Genomic DNA, 18,563 nt, shown 5'->3' with positions numbered 1-18,563 from the left:
TCGGTCTGGACGCTCTTGCGCATGCCGGTGAGCATCAATGCGATCAGTGCCGGCAAGGGCAATTTGCGACGACGTTGGAACGCCGTGGGATGCTCGGGTTCGCAAGCAAGGTGACGAAACTGTTGAGTCTGAATATGGGCGGCGAGATCGGCAAACAGAGTGGGAAGAGACATGGGGCCAACGAAGATCAAAAAGATCCTCATTGGCCGCCAAGTTGGCTTCACGTCAAGCGCTTTTTAACTCGATTGAGTTCCGGCGCGGCAGCCGCGCTTAACTTGGGTGGATTGCATTGAGCACGCCCTCAATCATCGCCCTCGCAAAATCCTCGGCTTCCAGTCTCCATACGAAGTCTTCTCTCAACTCAAGCAAGATCTCATTGCCGGTGTTGCACTTCAAGCTTGAAACCGCCCAGCAGTTCCACTCGCTCGTTTCATAAGTAATCCCGCATATCACCGCTGCTTGACCCGTTGATCTTATTGTGACAGAGCCTTAAAGAATAATATTTGAAATCTGGATGACGACGTTGCATTGCTTTAATCCCAAAGTATTACCAGTCGCCCGCTTTTTTGATCGAGCGATGATTTAAAATTTGGATCGTATGCCAACAATCCCTCCTGTCTGAATAGCGCCTTCAGTGGCGGTGCCAAAGCCTGCCAAGCCAAGGTTTGAATTACTTTTGTTTAGCACGGTTCCTAACTCCACGTAAATGTCTGTTCGTTTGGACAGAAGGTAGCTTGCTAAAATCGATATGCTCGTCGGATTTCCTTGTCCCGAGTTCCGTCCATCTTGATGGAATGCGACGGCGCTTACGTTAAAGTCCGGCGCAATGGCGTATTGAAGTCCGCCCCAATACAATGAAGAGTAGAAATTAGACGGACTTTGCATTAGTGCCAAGAAACGATATCCTAAGAAGATTTTGACTGGTGAAAAGTATATAGTCGTGCCAATCATGAGCCTTTGCGTCTTTTTTCCTTGCGTGGATATCGACGCGCCGTTTTGTTGGTCTAGGTTCGCACCGAAAGTGACAAAGTCGTTTTCGTAGTCTAGATAAACGCCTTCTTCCTTTCCCACGCGAAAAGCCCCAGGCACCTGTCCTGCATTGGGAGTGATCCCGTCGTATCCAAAGCTGTAGATCGCGCTTAGCAACCACTTACCTCCAAATCCAGCGGCGGTCCCCGAATACTTAAGAGAATTATCCGCGCGACCGGCAAACGCAGCATCAAACATTGGACTAGAGTAAGCCGCGCCTCCAACCGGATCATACGTAAGGTCAAAATCGTAGGTCGTAGTCGTTTGCCTACCTGCCGTCAGCTGGCCATACGGGGAGCGGACGCCAACATAGGACGATCTTCCCCAAAGGCGACCGCTGTTATTGAGCGTTCCACGCGTTAAATCAAAGCCAGACTCTAACACTGCGATTGCGCTGTAACTGCCTCCAAGATTCTCAATGACCCGGAAGCCGAATCGGGATGTCTGTGTTCCACCTGATACAAGCTGATATGCTGTTCCGGCCTTTCCACTAGCCGCAGGGACGTGATTAATTACCTGCACACCAACATCGGTAATTCCGTATAAGGTAACCGAACTTTGAGCGTGCGCGGTACCCGAAATAACGATTGCAGCTAAAGTCAATGCTTTTAGTATGTACACCTATTTGTCTCCTTTGTGATCATATTGCTCAATCTAAATCCAGCGGCAGACCAAACGCATTACCAATGCCGAGCATCATCATTTAAATCACGCTGGCGATAGCGCTTGGCCGATGATCCACCACAATCCGGTCAGGGTCGATTGACTGATTCTCGCCTTAAAATGCCCCAAATCCACGGTTACCCTAGCGTTGAAGCGACAAAAAAATCCACAAGAGGTACATTCAGAAAAATTCCCGTCAACGCCACAGCTTGATCGCGCTCATGGTGCCGTCAGACTACGATCCACAAACTTTTTAGTTTGGGAACCGGGTCGCGCGCACCTCGCAGCGCTCTTACAGCATTTATTAAGGGATTACTTCCGCCCGCGCCCACGAACGGCATGCCAACGAAGACGAGCCGGTCGATCGTTGCCACCAGGTCGCCAGAGCCGCGGCGGATAACGATTGCCTTTCCGAATTGAGACACATTAGGAACTGCTCGATTTAGAGTGCGCCCTCGATGAATCCTTGTTCAGCGAAATGAAGTTCGTGCCGTCCCGGATAGTCATCGTTTTCGTGGCAAGACCGTGTACTGCCAGACTTCGAAGTATCGGATTTTGAGGAGACTGTCGAAACTTTGAGAGCTTCGCCTAAAACCAAAGCGTGCACAGTAGGCGTTCTGCATCCCAGCAATTGCTCTGTGACCATTGCCAGCTGAATGGCGCTCGATGCACTCACCGAGTTCGAAATCGCGGTCATAGATGAGCTTATTGTCTTCGACAACGGTTGATCAGATTGGGTTGTTTGCCATCGCTGCTTCCACCGCCAGAAGCCGAAATACCATCGTCCCTTCAGGAAGTTCGATCGGCTAGGTGCGGATTTCCAACGCGGCCTAAGGTCGCGCGAGTATCCTTCGCGGGAAACGCGAGCCCTTAAGCCGACGGACGGCGGTATGGTGCAGAGGGCTATGCTTTTCCGCTCGCGGCTGACAATGACGTGTTTCGGGCGATGCTGCGCGACCGACGTGGATCTGAGATATTCAAAAACTGGATTAAGCGGTTTGGTCGTGGGCGACGCGAACTTCAACAACTCGAAGCCTATTTGGTCCATTGAGCTTTCAAGCGAGTGTGGTATTCCCTCGTCCATCCATTTGTATTTTTTCATAGCGTAGTCCAACAGCGATCGGTTCGTATGGTTGAGGTCTACTGCGCGATATCGGTATCGTTCGTGTCTCGGCAGGCCGCCAGCGCGAGCAAGCCCATGACAGCTAAAACAGCGAAATAGACGCCAATAACGACTGGAGCGCCGCCGCTCCAGCCAAGCAGCACGCTGGCAATTAGTGGTGCAAGGCCACCGCCAATAACCGAGCCCACTTGCCTGCCAATCGACATCGCACTGAAACGCACGCGCGTTGGAAACATTTCGGGGAAAAAACTGCCAATGGGGCCAAACATCATCGGATGAATCAGTCCGCTTCCCAAGACAATTGCCACGGTGACCGAGAGCATGTCTCTTCTCTGTAGGAGCGGGAAAAAAACGAACATATACCCTGCGGCCGCCGCCAGCCCGATCATCAACATCCGTCTACGGCCAATGTGATCCGACAGCGATCCGAAGAACGGCATTGCAAACATTGCTATCACGTTTGCGATCAATACGGACTGCGTGACCATTCCACGCGGTAGTCCTAGTGTTTTGGTTGCATAAGACAACGAAAATATGCCCGTGATGTAAAAGAAGGCGGCCTCGGCCATGCCCACAAAAAGAACGATCGCTATCGGCTTCTTAAAAGACGTCAACGCCTCGACGAGCGGCACGCGGGCGGCTCGTTGTTTTGCGGCGCTGACAACGAACGCATGACTTTCTTCGATCCTGAGCCGGATATATAGGCCCATTCCGATTAGAATCGCACTCGCCACAAACGGAATCCGCCAGCCCCATGTCATTAGATCTGCTTCGGGCAAACGCGTGATCAACAACGCGGATAAGGAAGCACAAACGATCCCGCACGGCCCGGCAGCTTGTATGACCGAGGCGAACAGGCCCCGGCGCTTGCCGCAGCTTTCAACCGTCATAAGGCATGCAGCCGTCGATTCCCCACCCAGTCCTAATCCCTGCAGAAATCGCAATACGCCGAGCGCCACTGGCGCGGCGAGGCCAATGCTCTGGTATGTCGGCAGCAAACCAATGAGCATGGTCGATAGTCCCATAAGGACTAGCGTACAGAGCATCGTCGACTTTCGGCCGATCCTGTCGCCGAAATGGCCAAACACTAAACCGCCCAGAAGCCTCGCGGCAAAGCCGACGGCGAATGTCGCGAACACCGCGATAGTGCCAGCTGCAGGACTGAGGCGGGGAAAGAACAGCGAGTCGAATACGAGTGGGGCGATGAGCCCGTACAGAAAAAAATCGTACCATTCAATCGCCGTACCGATGGCACTGGCGAACAACACGCGCCGCGACGGCGACATGACGACCACGGGTGTTCCGTCAATGCGCGTCGGTTCAAGTTTCGCTGTATGCACCGCTTGTCTCCTTCGTTCGATCCGCCCGCATCTTTGTGCAAGCGTTAAGTTTCTGCCGTGGCGCTTACACGCGAACGGTGGACGGGCGCACGTTTTCCACATCCAACGTAGTCCCTCCTAATGACCGATCCAGCTCCTGTAGCACCGCATCGCCCATCTCCTTAGTTCTCACCGGTTCACGCCCTGGCTTCGCAATATCTCGCGTGCGGATTCCTGAGATGACGACCCGCTCAACCGCCGCTTCAAGCCGTGCGGCTTCTTGGGGCGCTCCAAATGTGTGTCGTAAACACATAGCGAAGCTAAGTATCGAGCCGAGCGGATTCGCAACGCCTTGGCCTGCTATATCCGGCGCGCTGCCGTGGACCGGCTCGTAAAGTGCTCGACGGGTACCCCGTGCATTCTGGGCACTCATGGATACCGAGGGCAACATCCCGATAGAGCCGGTCACCATGGCTGCGCAGTCCGACAGGATGTCACCAAAGAGGTTCTCCGTCAGGATGACGTCGAATTGCCGGGGGTTGCGCACCAGCTGCATGGCGGCATTGTCCACGTACATATGTGTAAGTTCGATATCGGGATACTCACTTTTATGCAACGATTGAACTGTCTCGCGCCACAGCACGCCGAATTCAAGTACATTGGCTTTATCGACCGAACAAACGCGGCCCTTTCGGGTGCGGGCAAGCTCGAAAGCGGCGCGCGCGATACGTTCGATTTCCCCGGACGTGTACGACACTGTATTTACCGCGCGGCGACTTCCGTCGGCGAGCGCCTCGATCCCACGCGGCTCACTGAAGTACATGCCGCCGGACAGTTCGCGGACCAGGACGAGATCCGTATTTTCAAGGACCTCAGGTTTCAAGGTCGAAGCATCGGCCAGTGCGGCAAAAGCCTTAACCGGGCGGAGGTTGATGAACAGGTCAAACTCCTTGCGCATACGCAGCAACTGATCGGCTTTCCGTAATTCCAGCGGAATCGCGTCGTACTCGGGCGAGCCGATCGAGCCGAAAAGAATCGCGTCACTCGCTGCGATCTTTTGCCAGATGGAGTCGTTCATTAGATCACCGTGCGCCTTCCATGCCGCGATGCCAAACAGCTGTTCATCAAGTTGCACCGCGAGATCACGGTGATAGATGAACCACTCAACCACTCGCCTCGTCTGTGGCAGGATTTCCGGCCCCACGCCATCCCCAGCCAAGATCATTAACTTCTTCATGCTTCGCTCCTCCGTTTGTCGGTAAATCCATGGCCGCTCGGCCTCGTCGTGCTGCACGAATGCTTTAATCAGGTCGGCTTGCTGCAGAGTGATGCCGATGTCGTCAAGTCCCTCGAGGAGCGCATTACGTCGCTCAGGCTCAATATGGAAATGCAGCACGCGGCCAGACGGCGTCGTCACGCTGCAATCTCGGAGGTCGATGCTGATCTGCGGGACTTCCGCTGACTCCAGTTCTTCGAGCAGACCCTCGACCTCATGCTCGGGCAACCGCACGGGCAACACACCATTCTGAAAACTGTTGTTGTAGAAAATGTCGCCGAAAGTAGGCGCTATAATGCAGCGCACGCCCCAGTCCATCAATGACCAGACCGCATGCTCGCGCGAACTGCCGCAACCGAAATTGGCTCCAGCGACGAGAATCTCACGGTCACTGTAGCGCGGCCAGCCCGGCACAAACTCGGGATTTTCGACACCCTCGACGTCATAGCGAAGCACCTCGAAACACCAAGGCCCGAGTTGGCCGCGCGGGAATTCAATTAGACGGTTAATGCGGATGATCTGATCTGTATCCACATTGGTGAGGCGCAGCGGCGCGGCAACCGCCGTGACAGAGATAAACGGTGTCATGTCCGCTCCATCGTTCTAGGATCGACTATCCGGCCCGCGATAGCCGCTGCAGCAGCCGTCACGGGACTGGCAAGGTGTGTGCGCGCGCCAGGCCCCTGGCGACCCACGAAATTACGGTTCGAGGTCGATACGCAACGCTTGCCCGGCGGAACGAGGTCGCCGTTTGCGGCAAGGCACATTGAACAGCTTGGTGCGCGCCATTCGAAACCAGCTTCGATGAAAATACGATTCAGCCCCTCAGACTCGGCCGCACGACGCACGGCTTCTGATCCAGGAACGACCCACGCCGACACGTGACTCGCTACTCGTCGTCCAGCGACTATGCTTGCGGCCGCCCGTAGGTCCGACAGGCGCGAATTCGCGCACGAACCAATAAAAACCCAGTCGATCGCGATACTGCTAATCGGCTGCCCCGGCATCAACCCCATATAATCAAGCGCTGCTTGCTGCGCAGCGCGACGGTTGGGGTCCGCTTCAGCTCTGGGATCTGGAATCCGACCATCAATTGGCAGAACGTCTTGAGGGCTGGTTCCCCAAGTGATTTGGGGGGTAACTGCGCCCGCATCGAGCGTATGCACGATATCAAAGCAAGCCTCGTCGCCGCTCGCAAGCGACCGCCAATACTCGACCGCGCGATCGAAGAGCCGCCCTTGCGGAGCGAAACGGCGGCCGGCGAGATACTCATAAACTACATCATCGGGCGCGATCATGCCGATCTTGGCTCCCATCTCGATCGACAGATTGCATAGTGTCAATCGCTGCTCAATATCGAGCGCGCGCACCGCCTCGCCTCCAAATTCAATTGCGCAACCGCGTCCCGCTGCCGTACCGAACACGCCGATAGCATGCAGAATCATGTCCTTCGCGGTAACGCTGGCACTGAGTATTCCGTCAAACCGCAACAGCATCGTATTGGGACGGCGTTGCCGCAGCGTCTGGGTCGCAAGCACATGAGCAACCTCGCTCGACCCGATACCGAACGCGAGCGCGCCAAGGCCCCCGTGCGTACAAGTGTGGCTGTCTCCGCACACGACAATACTGCCCGGCAAGGTGATGCCAAGTTCAGGGCCGACGATATGCACGATCCCCTGCTCGTCGCCGCCTATGTCGAATAGGCGAATACCAGTGGCCGCGACGCCTCGACGCATATCGCGTAGCAGCTTACCGCCGGTCGATTTGCTGTCGGTCTGCCGACCAGGCGCGCTGGATATAGCATGATCGGGCGTAGCAAAAGTGAGGTCTGGGCGCGCAACCTTGTGGCTGTCACGCGCCAAACGGTTAAGACCCGGTCCAGCTTCGAGATCATGGATCAGATGACGATCCACGTGGAGCAAACTAAAACCTTCTGTACTACAAATTATTTCATGCTGCCGCCAGACTTTTTCGAACAAAGTCAAATGTTGCCCGCTCGCAGGGGGTTGCTCGGAAAACATCGTCTTCTCCTTTGTCTCTCGTTATTATGTCCGAACCACTAAGCGCATCCGGCTCCTGGATCGCTCCGTCGTAGTCTGGGCTCGATAATGATTTACCTAGACGCCGGTGTCGATCGCCTTTTTCTCCACGGACCGTTCACGTTTCGACACATCGCACACAGCCTCCTTATGCTGCGCGCTCGTACCAGACTTAGCACAGGGTTACGGCTGATTGGCAGCGCAACGGACATGTGAATATAATGAATTTAACTCCAGCCTAATGTTGTCAGTCTGCCAAATTTGTTGGAGCGGCTGACGGACGTGTGTACCCCATTCGTGTTACGACTCTACGATCACCTCACTCTCCGCACGCTCAAATTGCTGCAGACCATCGGCGAGACCCGAAGCCTGAGCAAAGCGGCGGCGCAACTGCACATCGTCCCTTCGGCTGCGAGCCGGCGCATTATCGCGCTTGAGGATTCACTTGGGATCACCTTGCTAGAGCGCACTTCGCGAGGCGTGGAGCTAACAGCCGCCGGCTACGCCATTGCTAAATATGCGCAGTCCATCATGCGTGACATCGATCAGCTCAATGATGAATTGAGCGATCTCGCGAGCGGAATTCGCGGGCATGTCCGGCTGAGTGCCTCCGCATCAGCGATCGTTCAACACCTGCCCGAGGATCTTGCTCACTTTCTGCAGCTTTACCCGGATGTACGTGTAGATCTGCATGAGGACACGAGTGCGTCCATAGCCGATAAACTTTTGCGGGGTGAGACCGACGTTGGAGTCCTTGTATCTCACGATGTCCCTGACGGATTGCTGCTAATGAAGAGCAAGCGTGAGGAGCTGGCGGTGGTTATGCCGCTTGGGCACCGCCTTTCGGCTTTTGCAAGCATTGGGTTTCGCGAACTTATCGATGAAGACTGGATCGCCCTGCGTCCCGGCACAGCGCTCGCGACACTCATAAATAGCAAGGCAAAAACCTTAGGCACTATATTGCGCACGCGGATCGAGGTCAACGGCATGGATTCGGTCTGTCGCATGGTTCAAAGCGGTCTCGGTATCGCACTGCTGCCCGCAGTAGCGCTTAGACCCTATGAACGCTTTCCAGGCATAACGTCCGTGCAGTTGACCGATGACTGGGCCGTGCGAACTATCCACGTTGCAGTTAAAGCTGACTCGCAATTGAGTGCCGCAGCACAAGCACTGGTTGAATCGCTGTGGTCGGTGCCCGATTCAGATTTGTTGAAGAGCTAGGCGCTCGGGGTCGCTGGCCGCATCCGATTTTGACTAGCGCCGGCGTAATATCGACTTGGGGCTGGTGTGCGCGGCACCGCGTGTTGAGGGAAGCCGTTAAAAACCCTTGGGATGCTTTCTGCCAATGCCACGTAACACGTAGTTGTCCAATCCACGGAAATTGTCGCCGAGCGAGTTCGTAAAAATCTGGGTTTAACAGCGCGACGGGCACTTGCACGACGCTGTGTGCTCCCACGCGACTCCAGCCCATATGCCAGTTGCATCCTTCTCAGCTCCTGCAGTGCCCGCACATTACCGAGTTGCGGCTGTTCCTGCAGGAAGTCCCGATACTGGTCCGTCAACGGCCGCCGCATCCGTCAAACGAAGTAAATGTTTGACTGCCCTGCCGACCTGAAAGCCGCTATTTTCCTAGCTTTCACAAATCGTTGTCATCGCTTTTACTTACACAAAAATAAAACTAAAACCTTGATTTTGAGATTCATCTGTACCAATCTGTAGTTCCGATGAAGAACGGTGATGCGGGGCTGCAAGTGCCTGATTTCATTGAACCCAAGGATTTTTTGCCTGTGGCGGCCAATCGACCTCCCTATCTCCACCGTTATGATCTATTCAGCCCAAAGCTGTCACGTCGTTTGACGCTGTTTTCGTGGAATGCCGTACTGCTCTGGGCCATGATTGAAAGCCATCCGACGATCAAAACATTTTGCGAACGACCTGGTTTTGTTCACGTTCACGGGGACTGGCGAATAGCCGATTCTGGGTGCAACGCGAAGACCGGTCGGAATTTCTCTTGCTGGAGCATTCGCCGCTCCAGAATCTTGTCGGTGTTGCGCCGCACCTTGAGTCGGATCTCGGATTGCGGGCACGCACGGTCTTGGACACAGAACTCGAAGCCCACGCCACGTGGATAAAAAATTGGCAGCAAATTTTGCCCTATCTCGTCTCTAACCTCAGTTTCGTCGAACCACGGCAGTTGGACCGCATCCTAAATTTTTGTCAAATTTCGCAAATGCTCTTCGATATAGAGCGAGCGGAACTCCCTGGCGATCCCGTGATTACGCGTACCGCTGTATTCGAACTTGTGCGCCAGGGCAAACTGTCGCCGGAGGACTTGCACTGCGACCCATTGAGCGCAACAAGTCGGTTCATCAAGGGGCGAACGCATGTCGAAACGATTGATCATTGATGCCGACCTGCGGAGTTAAGGTCGAAACTGGTGTTCGGTGAGGCAGGGATTTGAAGGCGGTGGCGGTTTAGCTGAGAATGTTGCTTGTCTAGAGTAACAACCAGCCAAACCGGGATCCACCACCAATGAAGAAGGTTACAGAAGAAACGAGCGCGGGTAAATCGGAAGCGCCCGCCAGCGGTCTTGATGATTTGATCCAACAAGGCGCGCGGCAGATTGTCCAACAAGCGATTGAGGCAGAATTGGCGAGCTTGCTCGAAAGGTTTGACAACGTAAAGACGCTCGATGGAAGGCGAACTGTGATTCGCAACGGCTACCTGCCAGAGCGTGAGGTCGTGACAGCGATCGGTCCGGTCACCGTGAAGGTGCCGAAGGTGCGCGATCGCTCAGGCTCGGGCGTGAAGTTCAATTCGGACATCGTGCCGCCTTATGTTCGAAAGTCACCCCGCGTGTCAGCGGCGTTGCCTTGGCTGTACCTGCGTGGCGTCTCGACTGGCGACATGAGCGAGGCACTGAGCGTGCTTCTAGGGGAAGAGGCCAAGGGGCTTTCGCCGAACGTGGTTAGCCGTCTGAAGGCTCAGTGGGCCGATGAGCACGCCCTTTGGAATCAGCGCGATCTGTCAAACGCGCGCTGGGTCTATTGGTGGGCTGACGGCATTCACACGGGACTGCGCAGTGACGATTCGGATGGCCAGTGCTTGTTAGTCATCATCGGCGTAAAGCCGGACGGAACGAAAGAACGCGTGGCAATTGGCGACGGGTTCCGTGAGTCGAAGGACGCTTGGCGCGAGCTCTTGCTGGACCTGAAAGCGCGAGGCCTGCAAAGCGGCCCGCTGCTCGCGGCCGGAGATGGAGCAATGGGATTGTGGGCAGCATTGGCTGAAGTGTTTCCGAAGACCCAGCACCAGCGCTGCTGGTTCCACAAGACTGGAAATGTACTCAACGCTTTGCCCAAATCACAGCATGGTCGGGCCAAAGCTGGACTGCAAGAGATTTGGCAAGCCGCCACGCGCGAAGAAGCGCTCGCGGCCTTCAACCGCTTTACTGACGCTTATTCGGCCAAGTATCCGAAGGCGACGGAGAAACTCACGAAAGACAGAGATCAACTGCTTGCCTTCTATGACTTTCCTGCCGAACACTGGCAGCACTTGCGAACGACCAATCCCATTGAGTCGACCTTTGCCACCGTTCGACATCGAACAACCCGCACGCGCAATTGCGTCTCGCGTTCGACGTTCCTGGGCCTCGCATTCAAGTTGATCGAGTCGGCGGAAAAATCGTGGCGGCGCATTCGTGCACCCGAAAAAATCGCCCCGCTGCTCGAAGGCGTCCCGTTCAAAGACGGACTACCGGTGACCGACAGCACACCGGCTCAGCAACCGCTTGCCGCCTGATCGCGCCGATTCATACGAACACCACATTTGACAATAACTCCGACCTGCGATGTCCCGGCGCATGGCCAGCAATCGCTTTGGCCGCATTGCCGGATGACAAGCGCACCGCATACTTGCATCGTGAAGATGCGGTGAATCGCTATCTTGCTGGCGATACCTTGACCGCAATTGAGAATACAACGGGTATCGCCAGACAACAACTCTACAACATGTTGCGACGTTGTCTGGCCAAGCACCCCGATGGACGGATCTATGGATTTCGCGGGCTCATACACTACGGTCGGATCAAGCAATACGATCGATATGAACCTGTCTCGCCGGGACGCCCCAACAAGAAAGGTGGCGCGGCGGGCGCTATGACACAACTTCTTGATCTCTTCCCTTCCCTTCGCGCACTGATCAAGAAGGAGATTCAATTGAATCACGTTTCCCTCACCGACACCAACCGAATTCATGGGCTTCGGTCGCTGCATAAAGCATTTCTCCAGGAATGTACTGCCGTAGGCGTCTCGGCGCTTCAGTATCCATTTAACCAACTGCAACGCGGTAAGCGGTCTTTGGCAAAGGCAGTCAAAATGGCGATGAGCGTTAGCTTTCAAACCGCAGCGCGCGCAAGCGGCGCCGAACTTATTCACCCAGTGTGGCACGACTTTGAAGGTAACCAAGCACACGCTCCTGGAACGCTGCGACCATTCGAAGTGGCCGAGTTCGATGGACACAAACTCGACATCCGCCTGCGCGTCCGGCTGCAAGATCCGTTTGGTTTGCCGTACGACTTGGAACTCAAGCGCGTATGGCTGCTGGTAGTCCTCGATGTCTGCACTAGGGTTGTGCTTGGTTGGCATGTGGTACTGGCATCGGAGTATGACCGCTACGACGTCATCAAGACGATGCAAAATTCACTTCAGCCGCGCCGCAAGCGCATCAAATTTTCAATTCCGAAACTTGCCTATGAGCCGCACGGCGGCTTCGCTTCCCAAGAGCTGCCAAAAACGGAATACGCTTGCTGGGACTGGCTGCGGCTCGACAATGCCAAAGCCAAAGCCAAAGCCAAAGCCAAAGCCAAAGCCAATCTTGCCGAGGATACGATCAAAGCATTGAGGAGTTTCCTTGGCTGCTTTTCCGATGCAGGGCCAGTCCATCAACCCAACGAGCGCCCCTATATCGAACGCTTCTTTGGTAAGCGGTGAATTGAGCGCACATGGTGTCTTGAGATTAGAGGGCGCAGGATGTGTCCACTGAAAATCAATGGACACCTTCCATGACACAGAATTATTCAGATTCAGAATTTTTGCCGCTTAAGGTCGTCAGCGTGGGTCGGGACGGCAAACGGCGTTTTGACAAACGGGACAGGCAGAGGTTGATCGACGCTTGCCTGCAGCCCGGCGTATCGATAGCAGGCATGGCGCTGAGGGCTGGCGTGAACGCGAATCTACTGCACCGGTGGATCTGCGAGCACCAGAAGGAAGACCGCGGCACCAGAGCGACGCAGGTGTCAGGAGACGCGGCGGCGTTTGTTCCGGTCGTGGAGATCGCTCGCGCCGACCCGCAGCCGGCGCTTCCCAAATTGTCGCCGCCGCACCGCGAAGCCACGCTTGTAGCGCAGCGCCCGGCGGCGGCATCACGCTTGACGGTGGAAATGCCCAACGGCATCCCGCTCAGACTCGAGTGCGGTGCCCAGGACGCGACGTTGGTGTCGGCGATGATAGAAACGCTTGGACGCTGTGATGTTCCGACTGGACGCTGAACTGCGGGTCTACCTGCACCGCGACGCGGTCGATTTTAGAAACGGGATTAACGGTCTCGTTATTCTGGTCGAGCAGTCCATGCAGCTTGACCCATTTGCCCGTGTGGTCTTCGCCTTCCGTAACAAACGGGCAAATCGCATCAAGCTGCTGTTCTATGAGCGCTCGGGTTTCTGGCTGATGATGAAACGGCTTGAGGCTGACCGTTTTGTCTGGCCACGCAGACAGCAGGCGGTGATGGAACTCACGACCGAACAGCTTCACTGGCTACTCGAAGGCATCGACATCGACGCGGTGCGTCGTCACCCTTCGAGGCAGTACCGACACGTGAGCTGAACGTTCAGTAGCAGCACGCCGGGCGTAGTGCGCGCGACGCCCGGCGCGATTGTTACACTTTGACGTAAACCCATTCGTTGTGCGGCTTCGCTATTGTGGAGCACATGAATACCGACGCCCGCCCCCCGTCCGCTGAGGACGATCTCAAACAGCTCTCGCCCGATGCGCTGATCGCGCGCATTCTCGAGCTTCAGTCCCATAACCAGCAACTGGCGCAACGAATCGGTCAACTCGAGGAGTTGTTCCGTCTGGCGCAGCTCAAGCGCTTCGCGCCGAGCAGCGAGAAACTCAAGGATCGCGTGTTCGATGAAGCCGAGCAGATCGCCGCGACCGAACCCGGTGACGATGATTCGGATGACGCATTCGCTCTGCCCGATACGGGACTACCGGAGGTTGATCAATCCGAGCACGGTAAGCGGGGACGCAAGCCGCTGCCGGCCGAGCTGCCGCGCCGGCGCATCGAGTACGATCTACCCGATGAGCAGAAGATCTGTGCGTGCTGCCAGAACACGTTGCACCGCATGGGCGAACAGACGAGCGAGCAGTTGCACATCGAGATCAAGGCGCTGGTGCTGCAACATGTGCGCTTCAAATACGCGTGCCGCCACTGCGAGCGCAACGCCGAACGCACGCCGATGGTAATCGCGCCGATGCCCGTGCAACCGTTGCCGGGTAGCAGCGCGAGCGCGGCGATGATTGCGACGGTGACAACCGGGAAATATGTTGACGGCACGCCGCTGTACCGGATGGAACACGTGCTGGCCCGTGCGGGGATTGCAGTGAGCCGTGGCACGCTGGCGAACTGGATCATCAGGCCTGCCGAGATGCACTACAGCCGACTGTACGAAGCGATGCGCCAAACACTGTTGTCGCAGCCGCTGATTCACGGCGACGAGACGACGGTGCAAGTGCTCAAGGAAGAAGGCAAGACACCACAAAGCACGAGTTATATGTGGACGTACAGAAGCGCCGGGGACAGCGAGCAGCCGGTGGTGCTGTTCGACTACCAGCCGGGGCGTGGGCAGCAATACCCGCAAGCGTTTCTAGCTGGCTACGAAGGCATGCTGATGACTGACGGATATAGTGCTTGGCGAACGCTCAAAGGTGCCACTCACTTCGGCTGTATCGCCCATTCACGGCGCTTGTTCGTTGATGCACACAAGGGACAGAAGAAGAAAACGGGTGGTCGCGCGCTGCAGGCGCTTGAGTACTTCAAGGCGCTTTATCAAGTCGAGACCCTGGCCCGGGCAGAACTGCCCGATGGCGAGGCACGAGCCGACTATACCTACCGGTTGCGGCAGCAACACAGCGTGCCGTTGCTAGAAGCGTTCAAGGCTTGGCTGGATACGCAAGCGCCCCAAGTGCTGCCTGAAAGCCTGATGGGCAAGGCGATCAGCTACACGAGAAACCAATGGAAATATTTAAGCCGCTACGTGATCGATGGGCATGCCCCCGTGGATAACAACATTCTTGAAAGAGATATCAGGCCATTTGCAATGGGGAGTTCATTGTGCACCTCCTTCCGAAACCTCGATAAACATTGGGATTTGTCCTTCGACATCGTTGCGACACGGGCGATGTTTGCGCGTCAACGCCGCCGCAACAGCCTCGCTGCGTAGATCACTCGCCCGAATCTGCCATGGGGCATCGGGCATCACCTGCTCGGCAGGCAGGATGCGATCGTTGATCAACCGGCGGATCGCGTGACTGGTGACGCCGAGCTGTTTTGCGGCTTCGAACATCGTCAACCATTCCCCATCCTTCTCTGCCGGCCTGTAGGCGTGGATGTCACGCACGCGCCGTATGGAGCTGACACGGTGTGCGGTCCAGGTCTTGCCTTGGCCGGTCCGCATTCCCATCCGGTTCAACGATGCAGCGATGTCCTGATCTGACCATCGGGTTGCCATGCTGCGGATGACCGCGAGCGCTTCGTCGGACGTGCTACATCCATGCTCGCCCGATCCGGGCTTGCGGACCCGTAACTGCGAATGCTGACCGCCTTGCCAGTGAATCGTCAGGATGACTTCACGCGCCGTTTCGTCCACGTCGGCAACAATATCGACGATCAGAGCGCGAACAAGTTGCTGGCGCATGCGCATCGTGACGTTCGGTGCATTCCAGGCGGCAGTTAGGTCTTCCGCAAGCTTCGCAAAGTCAGGAGTGGGGATATCCGCCGCCGGCGTGCTTACCGTCTCCAGGCGCGTCTGGCAGGCCAGCACGCGGCGCAATGCTGCTTCCCAATTCTTCTCCAACTGCGCGGCAATCAGACGGTTGTCAGGATCGCAGGCGGCATAGCGCCGCTCGGCCAGTGTGGCTTCGTACTGCGCTTGCTGCAGTTCAAGTTCCACGATCCGTCGCTGCCCGTTCAGGGTGTCCATGTGCATTTGCTCGGCCTGCCGGGCTGCTTCGATTGCCATTGGTTCCACGACACGCAATAGCTCCTTCCCGATAGCGGCGTCGATGCGAGAGCCCCCGAAACTCATGCATTGCGGTGGCATGTCAAAGCGGGCACATCGGTAGACAGGTTGCGGTATGCGCCCAGTATAGGCCACGAACAGGCGGCGCCCACAGCGTGCGCAGGCAAGCAGACCTGCCAGCAGTGCCCGGCCTCCGCGGCTCGATTTTACGTCGCCCGCTTTGCCATAGGCATTGGTCGCGAGCTGCTTCTGGTTGCGCTCGAATTCAGCCCAGTCGATGTAGCCTTCGCGATGTTCCCTGAGCAGGACATCCCATTCATCAAACGGCTTGGGGTGCTTGTAGCTCTTGCGCGCGCGCCCATCCACGATCGCCATCTGCTTGCCGCTCTTGCCATATACGTAAGCTCCGGCGTAGAACGGATTCTTGAGCACCGAGATCACGTTTCGATAGCGCACCGGTATCCAGTCGAAGTGGGTCAACGTCCTGCCATCAGAGGGGCGCGGGAAGTGGACCTGTTCAGCTCGCAGCGACAGTAGAACCTGCCGTGCGCTGCCCAGTTCGCGGAAGCGTGCAAAGATCAGGCGTATGACTTCCTGCAATCGCAAATTCGGATCAAGACCCAATCCCACTTCCCGATGCCAGATGTAGCCGAACGGCACGCTGATACGCAAATCGCCGCGGTAAGCCTTCGCGCGTTTGGCATCGAGCATGCGCGTACGAAGCTCGTTGAGCTCGAATTCACTGATGCTGCCTTTCATTCCGAGCAGTAACCGGTCGTTTGCCCGACAAGGATCGTACACACCGTCCAGGTCGATTACCCTGGCCTCGACAAGCCCACAGAGTTCAAGCAGATGGTGCCAGTCGCGCCCGTTACGTGCAAGACGTGAGGCGTCCATACAAAGGACCGCTCCGACTTCGCCAGCACACAGTAAAGCCACGAGGCGCTCGAAACCAGGCCGGGCGACTGCGCCGCTGGCAGAACGGCCCATATCCTCATCGATAACCTCGATGTCGCGAAATCCCCGCCGCTTGGCTTCCTCCACAAGGTCGTATTGCCGACGCCGGCTTTCGAGGTTTGTCTGTACCTGAGTCTGCGTCGACTGCCGGACGTAGATCACCGCTTTGCGTTTAAGAAGGAGCTCAGGCAAACGATCAACGTTCGTCATCGTTATGCTCCTTTGGCGTGGCGACGCCGGCGGCCTGCATCAACAAGCTCGCCAGATGGGTGATTGCCCTTGCGCGTTGTACCGCGCTCATCCCCTGAAGCTCGACGGCGTCGAACGTCATGTTCATCTGGCGCGGTATCGATTGCAACGACTGCAGATTTGCTGGAACGACGTTTGGCAGCTTGCCCATTGCGCTTCTCCCGGACGATGGTGGAATCGTCCGGTGAGTTTCCTCGCAAACGTCGATCAACAAGCAACTGGTGCAGATTGCGCAGCGCCATCACGGTGACTCTCGGGTCACCCAGCTCCATGCACGAACACGCGGCAGCATCCAGCATCCACCCGGCAATCATCTTGACCGTACCGCATCCGGCATCGATGTGGACTACTCGGCTTCCGCCGCGCTGCTCAACATCTCTAACCTTGACGCGGTGCCCATACAGCGGGTGCCAACGATAATGGACTTCAACTTCCTGCCCGATATGGGCAGAATGAACGGGCAATGGCAACAGCGAGGCATTCATGGCTCTTCGCGGACACGGTTGCGGGCGCGAAGGCGAGTGCCGTCAACTATAGCCTCGTGCTGACGTGCCGGGCGTGCAACGTCGAGCCCTATGCGTATCTGCATCATGTGCTCACCGAGATGCCACAACGGGCATCGGACGCTGACATCAGTGACCTGCTGCCTTTCAACTTCGCCAAACGAGTGCAGCTCGCCACAACCCACCCCTGAAGCACGCGGATCTGGGGTCCTATCGTAAGCGTCTCGTGTGGGCCCTTCAGATTTTCGTGGACGAGCGGATCAGTTTGATGCCGGTGGGAACGAGGGGAGAAGTCTGGCGATGTTCCAAGGCAGTAGTTCGTCGATGACGTTGATTTTGTGGTCCGCGATGCGGGTCAGCACGTACTCAAGATAAGCACGTGGATTGATGCCATTGAGCTTGCACGAGCCGAGCAATGAATACATCGCCGCGGCCCGTTCTCCTCCACTGTCGGAGCCGGCGAACATGTAGTTGCGCCTGCCGAGCGCCACACAACGCAAAGCATTTTCCGCAAGCACGTTGCTGATTTCTGCCTGTCCATCGTCGCAGAACAACGTAAGCGCGTCCCAGCGGTTCAAAGAGTAGTTAATCGCTTCGACCAGCGGTGCTTTCGCCCAAAGCGTGGCAAGTTTTTCTCGCATCAACGTCTCAAGAGTCACGAGCAACGGCTTGCTCTTTTCCTGGCGCACACGCAATCGTTCATCCGCAGGCTTGCCGCGGATCTCAGCCTCAATACCGTATAGCTCGCCGATCCTGTCAAGCAATTGCGTGGTGGTTTCCGACGGCGTTTTCTCATGGACGTCAAAGACATACCGCCGAGCATGATCCCAACAAGCGGCTGGACGGATTTTCCCATCGAGGTACAAATCAGCATAGCCCGCATACGCGTCCGCCTGAAGGATGCCCTCAAATTTAGCAAGATGAGTTTGTGGGTGAATGCCTTTGCGATCCGGTGAGTAAGCGAACCAGACGGCGGCCGGTTCTATGCAAGCCGAACGGCGGTCATCACGAACGTAGACCCAGAGTCGACCCGTGCGGGTCTTTTTGTTGCCCGGCGCGAGCACCGGGATCGGTGTGTCATCCGCGTGGATCTTGGTGGCCGCCAT

14 protein-coding genes and 4 pseudogenes are annotated in these 18,563 nt (G+C 56.5%); 8 read left to right on the top strand and 10 right to left on the bottom strand.

The genetic code is table 11. From position 1 onward, the window contains the following. Positions 1 to 582: 582 nt before the first annotated feature. The 6 genes and pseudogenes from BSU04_RS30525 to leuC all read right to left on the bottom strand — a co-directional run bounded on the left by BSU04_RS30525 (position 583) and on the right by leuC (position 7,431). On the bottom strand, positions 583 to 1,650 hold the full coding sequence (locus tag BSU04_RS30525) for a porin (protein WP_089164040.1): 1,068 nt from the start codon (positions 1,648 to 1,650) through the stop codon (positions 583 to 585). 484 nt (positions 1,651 to 2,134) lie between these two features. Next, a complete protein-coding gene (locus tag BSU04_RS45825) occupies positions 2,135 to 2,794 on the bottom strand; it encodes a hypothetical protein (RefSeq protein WP_144021400.1) in 660 nt (219 codons plus the stop codon). 38 nt (positions 2,795 to 2,832) lie between these two features. Then, on the bottom strand, positions 2,833 to 4,155 hold the full coding sequence (locus BSU04_RS30520; RefSeq protein WP_179258487.1) for an MFS transporter: 1,323 nt from the start codon (positions 4,153 to 4,155) through the stop codon (positions 2,833 to 2,835). A gap of 64 nt (positions 4,156 to 4,219) precedes the next feature. Next, entirely contained in the window at positions 4,220 to 5,371 is a 1,152-nt protein-coding gene (leuB, locus tag BSU04_RS48075; RefSeq protein ID WP_256983470.1) for a 3-isopropylmalate dehydrogenase, read from the bottom strand. Positions 5,372 to 5,455: 84 nt separating this feature from the next. Continuing rightward, positions 5,456 to 5,998 (bottom strand): annotated as a pseudogene (leuD, locus tag BSU04_RS48070) (3-isopropylmalate dehydratase small subunit); the annotation flags it as partial. After that, the gene (leuC, locus tag BSU04_RS30510; RefSeq protein ID WP_089164037.1) at positions 5,995 to 7,431 is read right to left on the bottom strand and encodes a 3-isopropylmalate dehydratase large subunit; all 1,437 of its coding nucleotides are present in this window, start codon (positions 7,429 to 7,431) and stop codon (positions 5,995 to 5,997) included. The gene leuC and the pseudogene leuD, both read right to left, overlap by 4 nt. Before the next feature lie 300 nt (positions 7,432 to 7,731). Between leuC and BSU04_RS30505 the strand changes: the two genes are divergently transcribed. Next, positions 7,732 to 8,670 carry a LysR family transcriptional regulator gene (locus BSU04_RS30505; protein ID WP_306427238.1) on the top strand — a complete coding sequence of 313 codons (939 nt, stop codon included), beginning with the start codon at positions 7,732 to 7,734 and terminating at the stop codon, positions 8,668 to 8,670. A 100-nt stretch (positions 8,671 to 8,770) separates the two neighbouring features. Here BSU04_RS30505 and BSU04_RS45820 read toward each other — a convergent pair. Continuing rightward, a pseudogene (locus BSU04_RS45820) lies at positions 8,771 to 8,923 on the bottom strand (ISKra4-like element ISBusp5 family transposase); the annotation flags it as partial. 507 nt (positions 8,924 to 9,430) lie between these two features. Between BSU04_RS45820 and BSU04_RS30495 the strand changes: the two are divergent. The 6 genes and pseudogenes from BSU04_RS30495 to tnpC (BSU04_RS30470) all read left to right on the top strand — a co-directional run. Beyond that, the gene (locus tag BSU04_RS30495; protein WP_089164034.1) at positions 9,431 to 9,856 is read left to right on the top strand and encodes a hypothetical protein; all 426 of its coding nucleotides are present in this window, start codon (positions 9,431 to 9,433) and stop codon (positions 9,854 to 9,856) included. 125 nt (positions 9,857 to 9,981) lie between these two features. Further along, entirely contained in the window at positions 9,982 to 11,250 is a 1,269-nt protein-coding gene (locus BSU04_RS30490; RefSeq protein ID WP_089164033.1) for an IS256 family transposase, read from the top strand. A gap of 77 nt (positions 11,251 to 11,327) precedes the next feature. Next, positions 11,328 to 12,440: a hypothetical protein gene (locus BSU04_RS30485; RefSeq protein ID WP_089164032.1), complete on the top strand. Its 1,113-nt coding sequence runs from the start codon at positions 11,328 to 11,330 to the stop codon at positions 12,438 to 12,440. Positions 12,441 to 12,511: 71 nt separating this feature from the next. Then, positions 12,512 to 12,997, top strand: a complete 486-nt coding sequence (tnpA, locus tag BSU04_RS30480) for an IS66-like element accessory protein TnpA (RefSeq protein ID WP_089164031.1) — start codon at positions 12,512 to 12,514, stop codon at positions 12,995 to 12,997. Then, a complete protein-coding gene (tnpB, locus tag BSU04_RS30475) occupies positions 12,978 to 13,331 on the top strand; it encodes an IS66 family insertion sequence element accessory protein TnpB (protein ID WP_089164030.1) in 354 nt (117 codons plus the stop codon). Before tnpA ends, tnpB begins: the two co-directional genes overlap by 20 nt. Positions 13,332 to 13,435: 104 nt before the next feature. Further along, positions 13,436 to 14,827: pseudogene (gene tnpC, locus BSU04_RS30470) on the top strand (IS66 family transposase); the annotation flags it as partial. Positions 14,828 to 14,836: 9 nt separating this feature from the next. Here the strand turns inward: tnpC (BSU04_RS30470) and BSU04_RS30465 are convergent. Both BSU04_RS30465 and BSU04_RS46715 read right to left on the bottom strand, forming a co-directional pair. After that, entirely contained in the window at positions 14,837 to 16,915 is a 2,079-nt protein-coding gene (locus BSU04_RS30465; protein WP_089164029.1) for a recombinase family protein, read from the bottom strand. Between the two features lie 2 nt (positions 16,916 to 16,917). Continuing rightward, positions 16,918 to 17,439: a hypothetical protein gene (locus tag BSU04_RS46715; RefSeq protein WP_179258486.1), complete on the bottom strand. Its 522-nt coding sequence runs from the start codon at positions 17,437 to 17,439 to the stop codon at positions 16,918 to 16,920. Here BSU04_RS46715 and BSU04_RS30455 point away from each other — a divergent pair. Further along, positions 17,412 to 17,648 (top strand): annotated as a pseudogene (locus BSU04_RS30455) (transposase domain-containing protein); the annotation flags it as partial. The gene BSU04_RS46715 and the pseudogene BSU04_RS30455 sit on opposite strands and share 28 nt — an antisense overlap. 69 nt (positions 17,649 to 17,717) lie before the next feature. Here BSU04_RS30455 and tnpC (BSU04_RS30450) read toward each other — a convergent pair. Continuing rightward, on the bottom strand, positions 17,718 to 18,563 hold an 846-nt coding region (gene tnpC / locus BSU04_RS30450; RefSeq protein ID WP_144021398.1), incomplete at its 5' end, for an IS66 family transposase.

This window comes from Caballeronia sordidicola (genome assembly GCF_002220365.1).
Lineage (GTDB): Bacteria > Pseudomonadota > Gammaproteobacteria > Burkholderiales > Burkholderiaceae > Caballeronia > Caballeronia sordidicola_C.
Note: the sequence above shows the minus strand (reverse complement) of the source record. Positions and strands in the feature narration are given on the sequence as shown.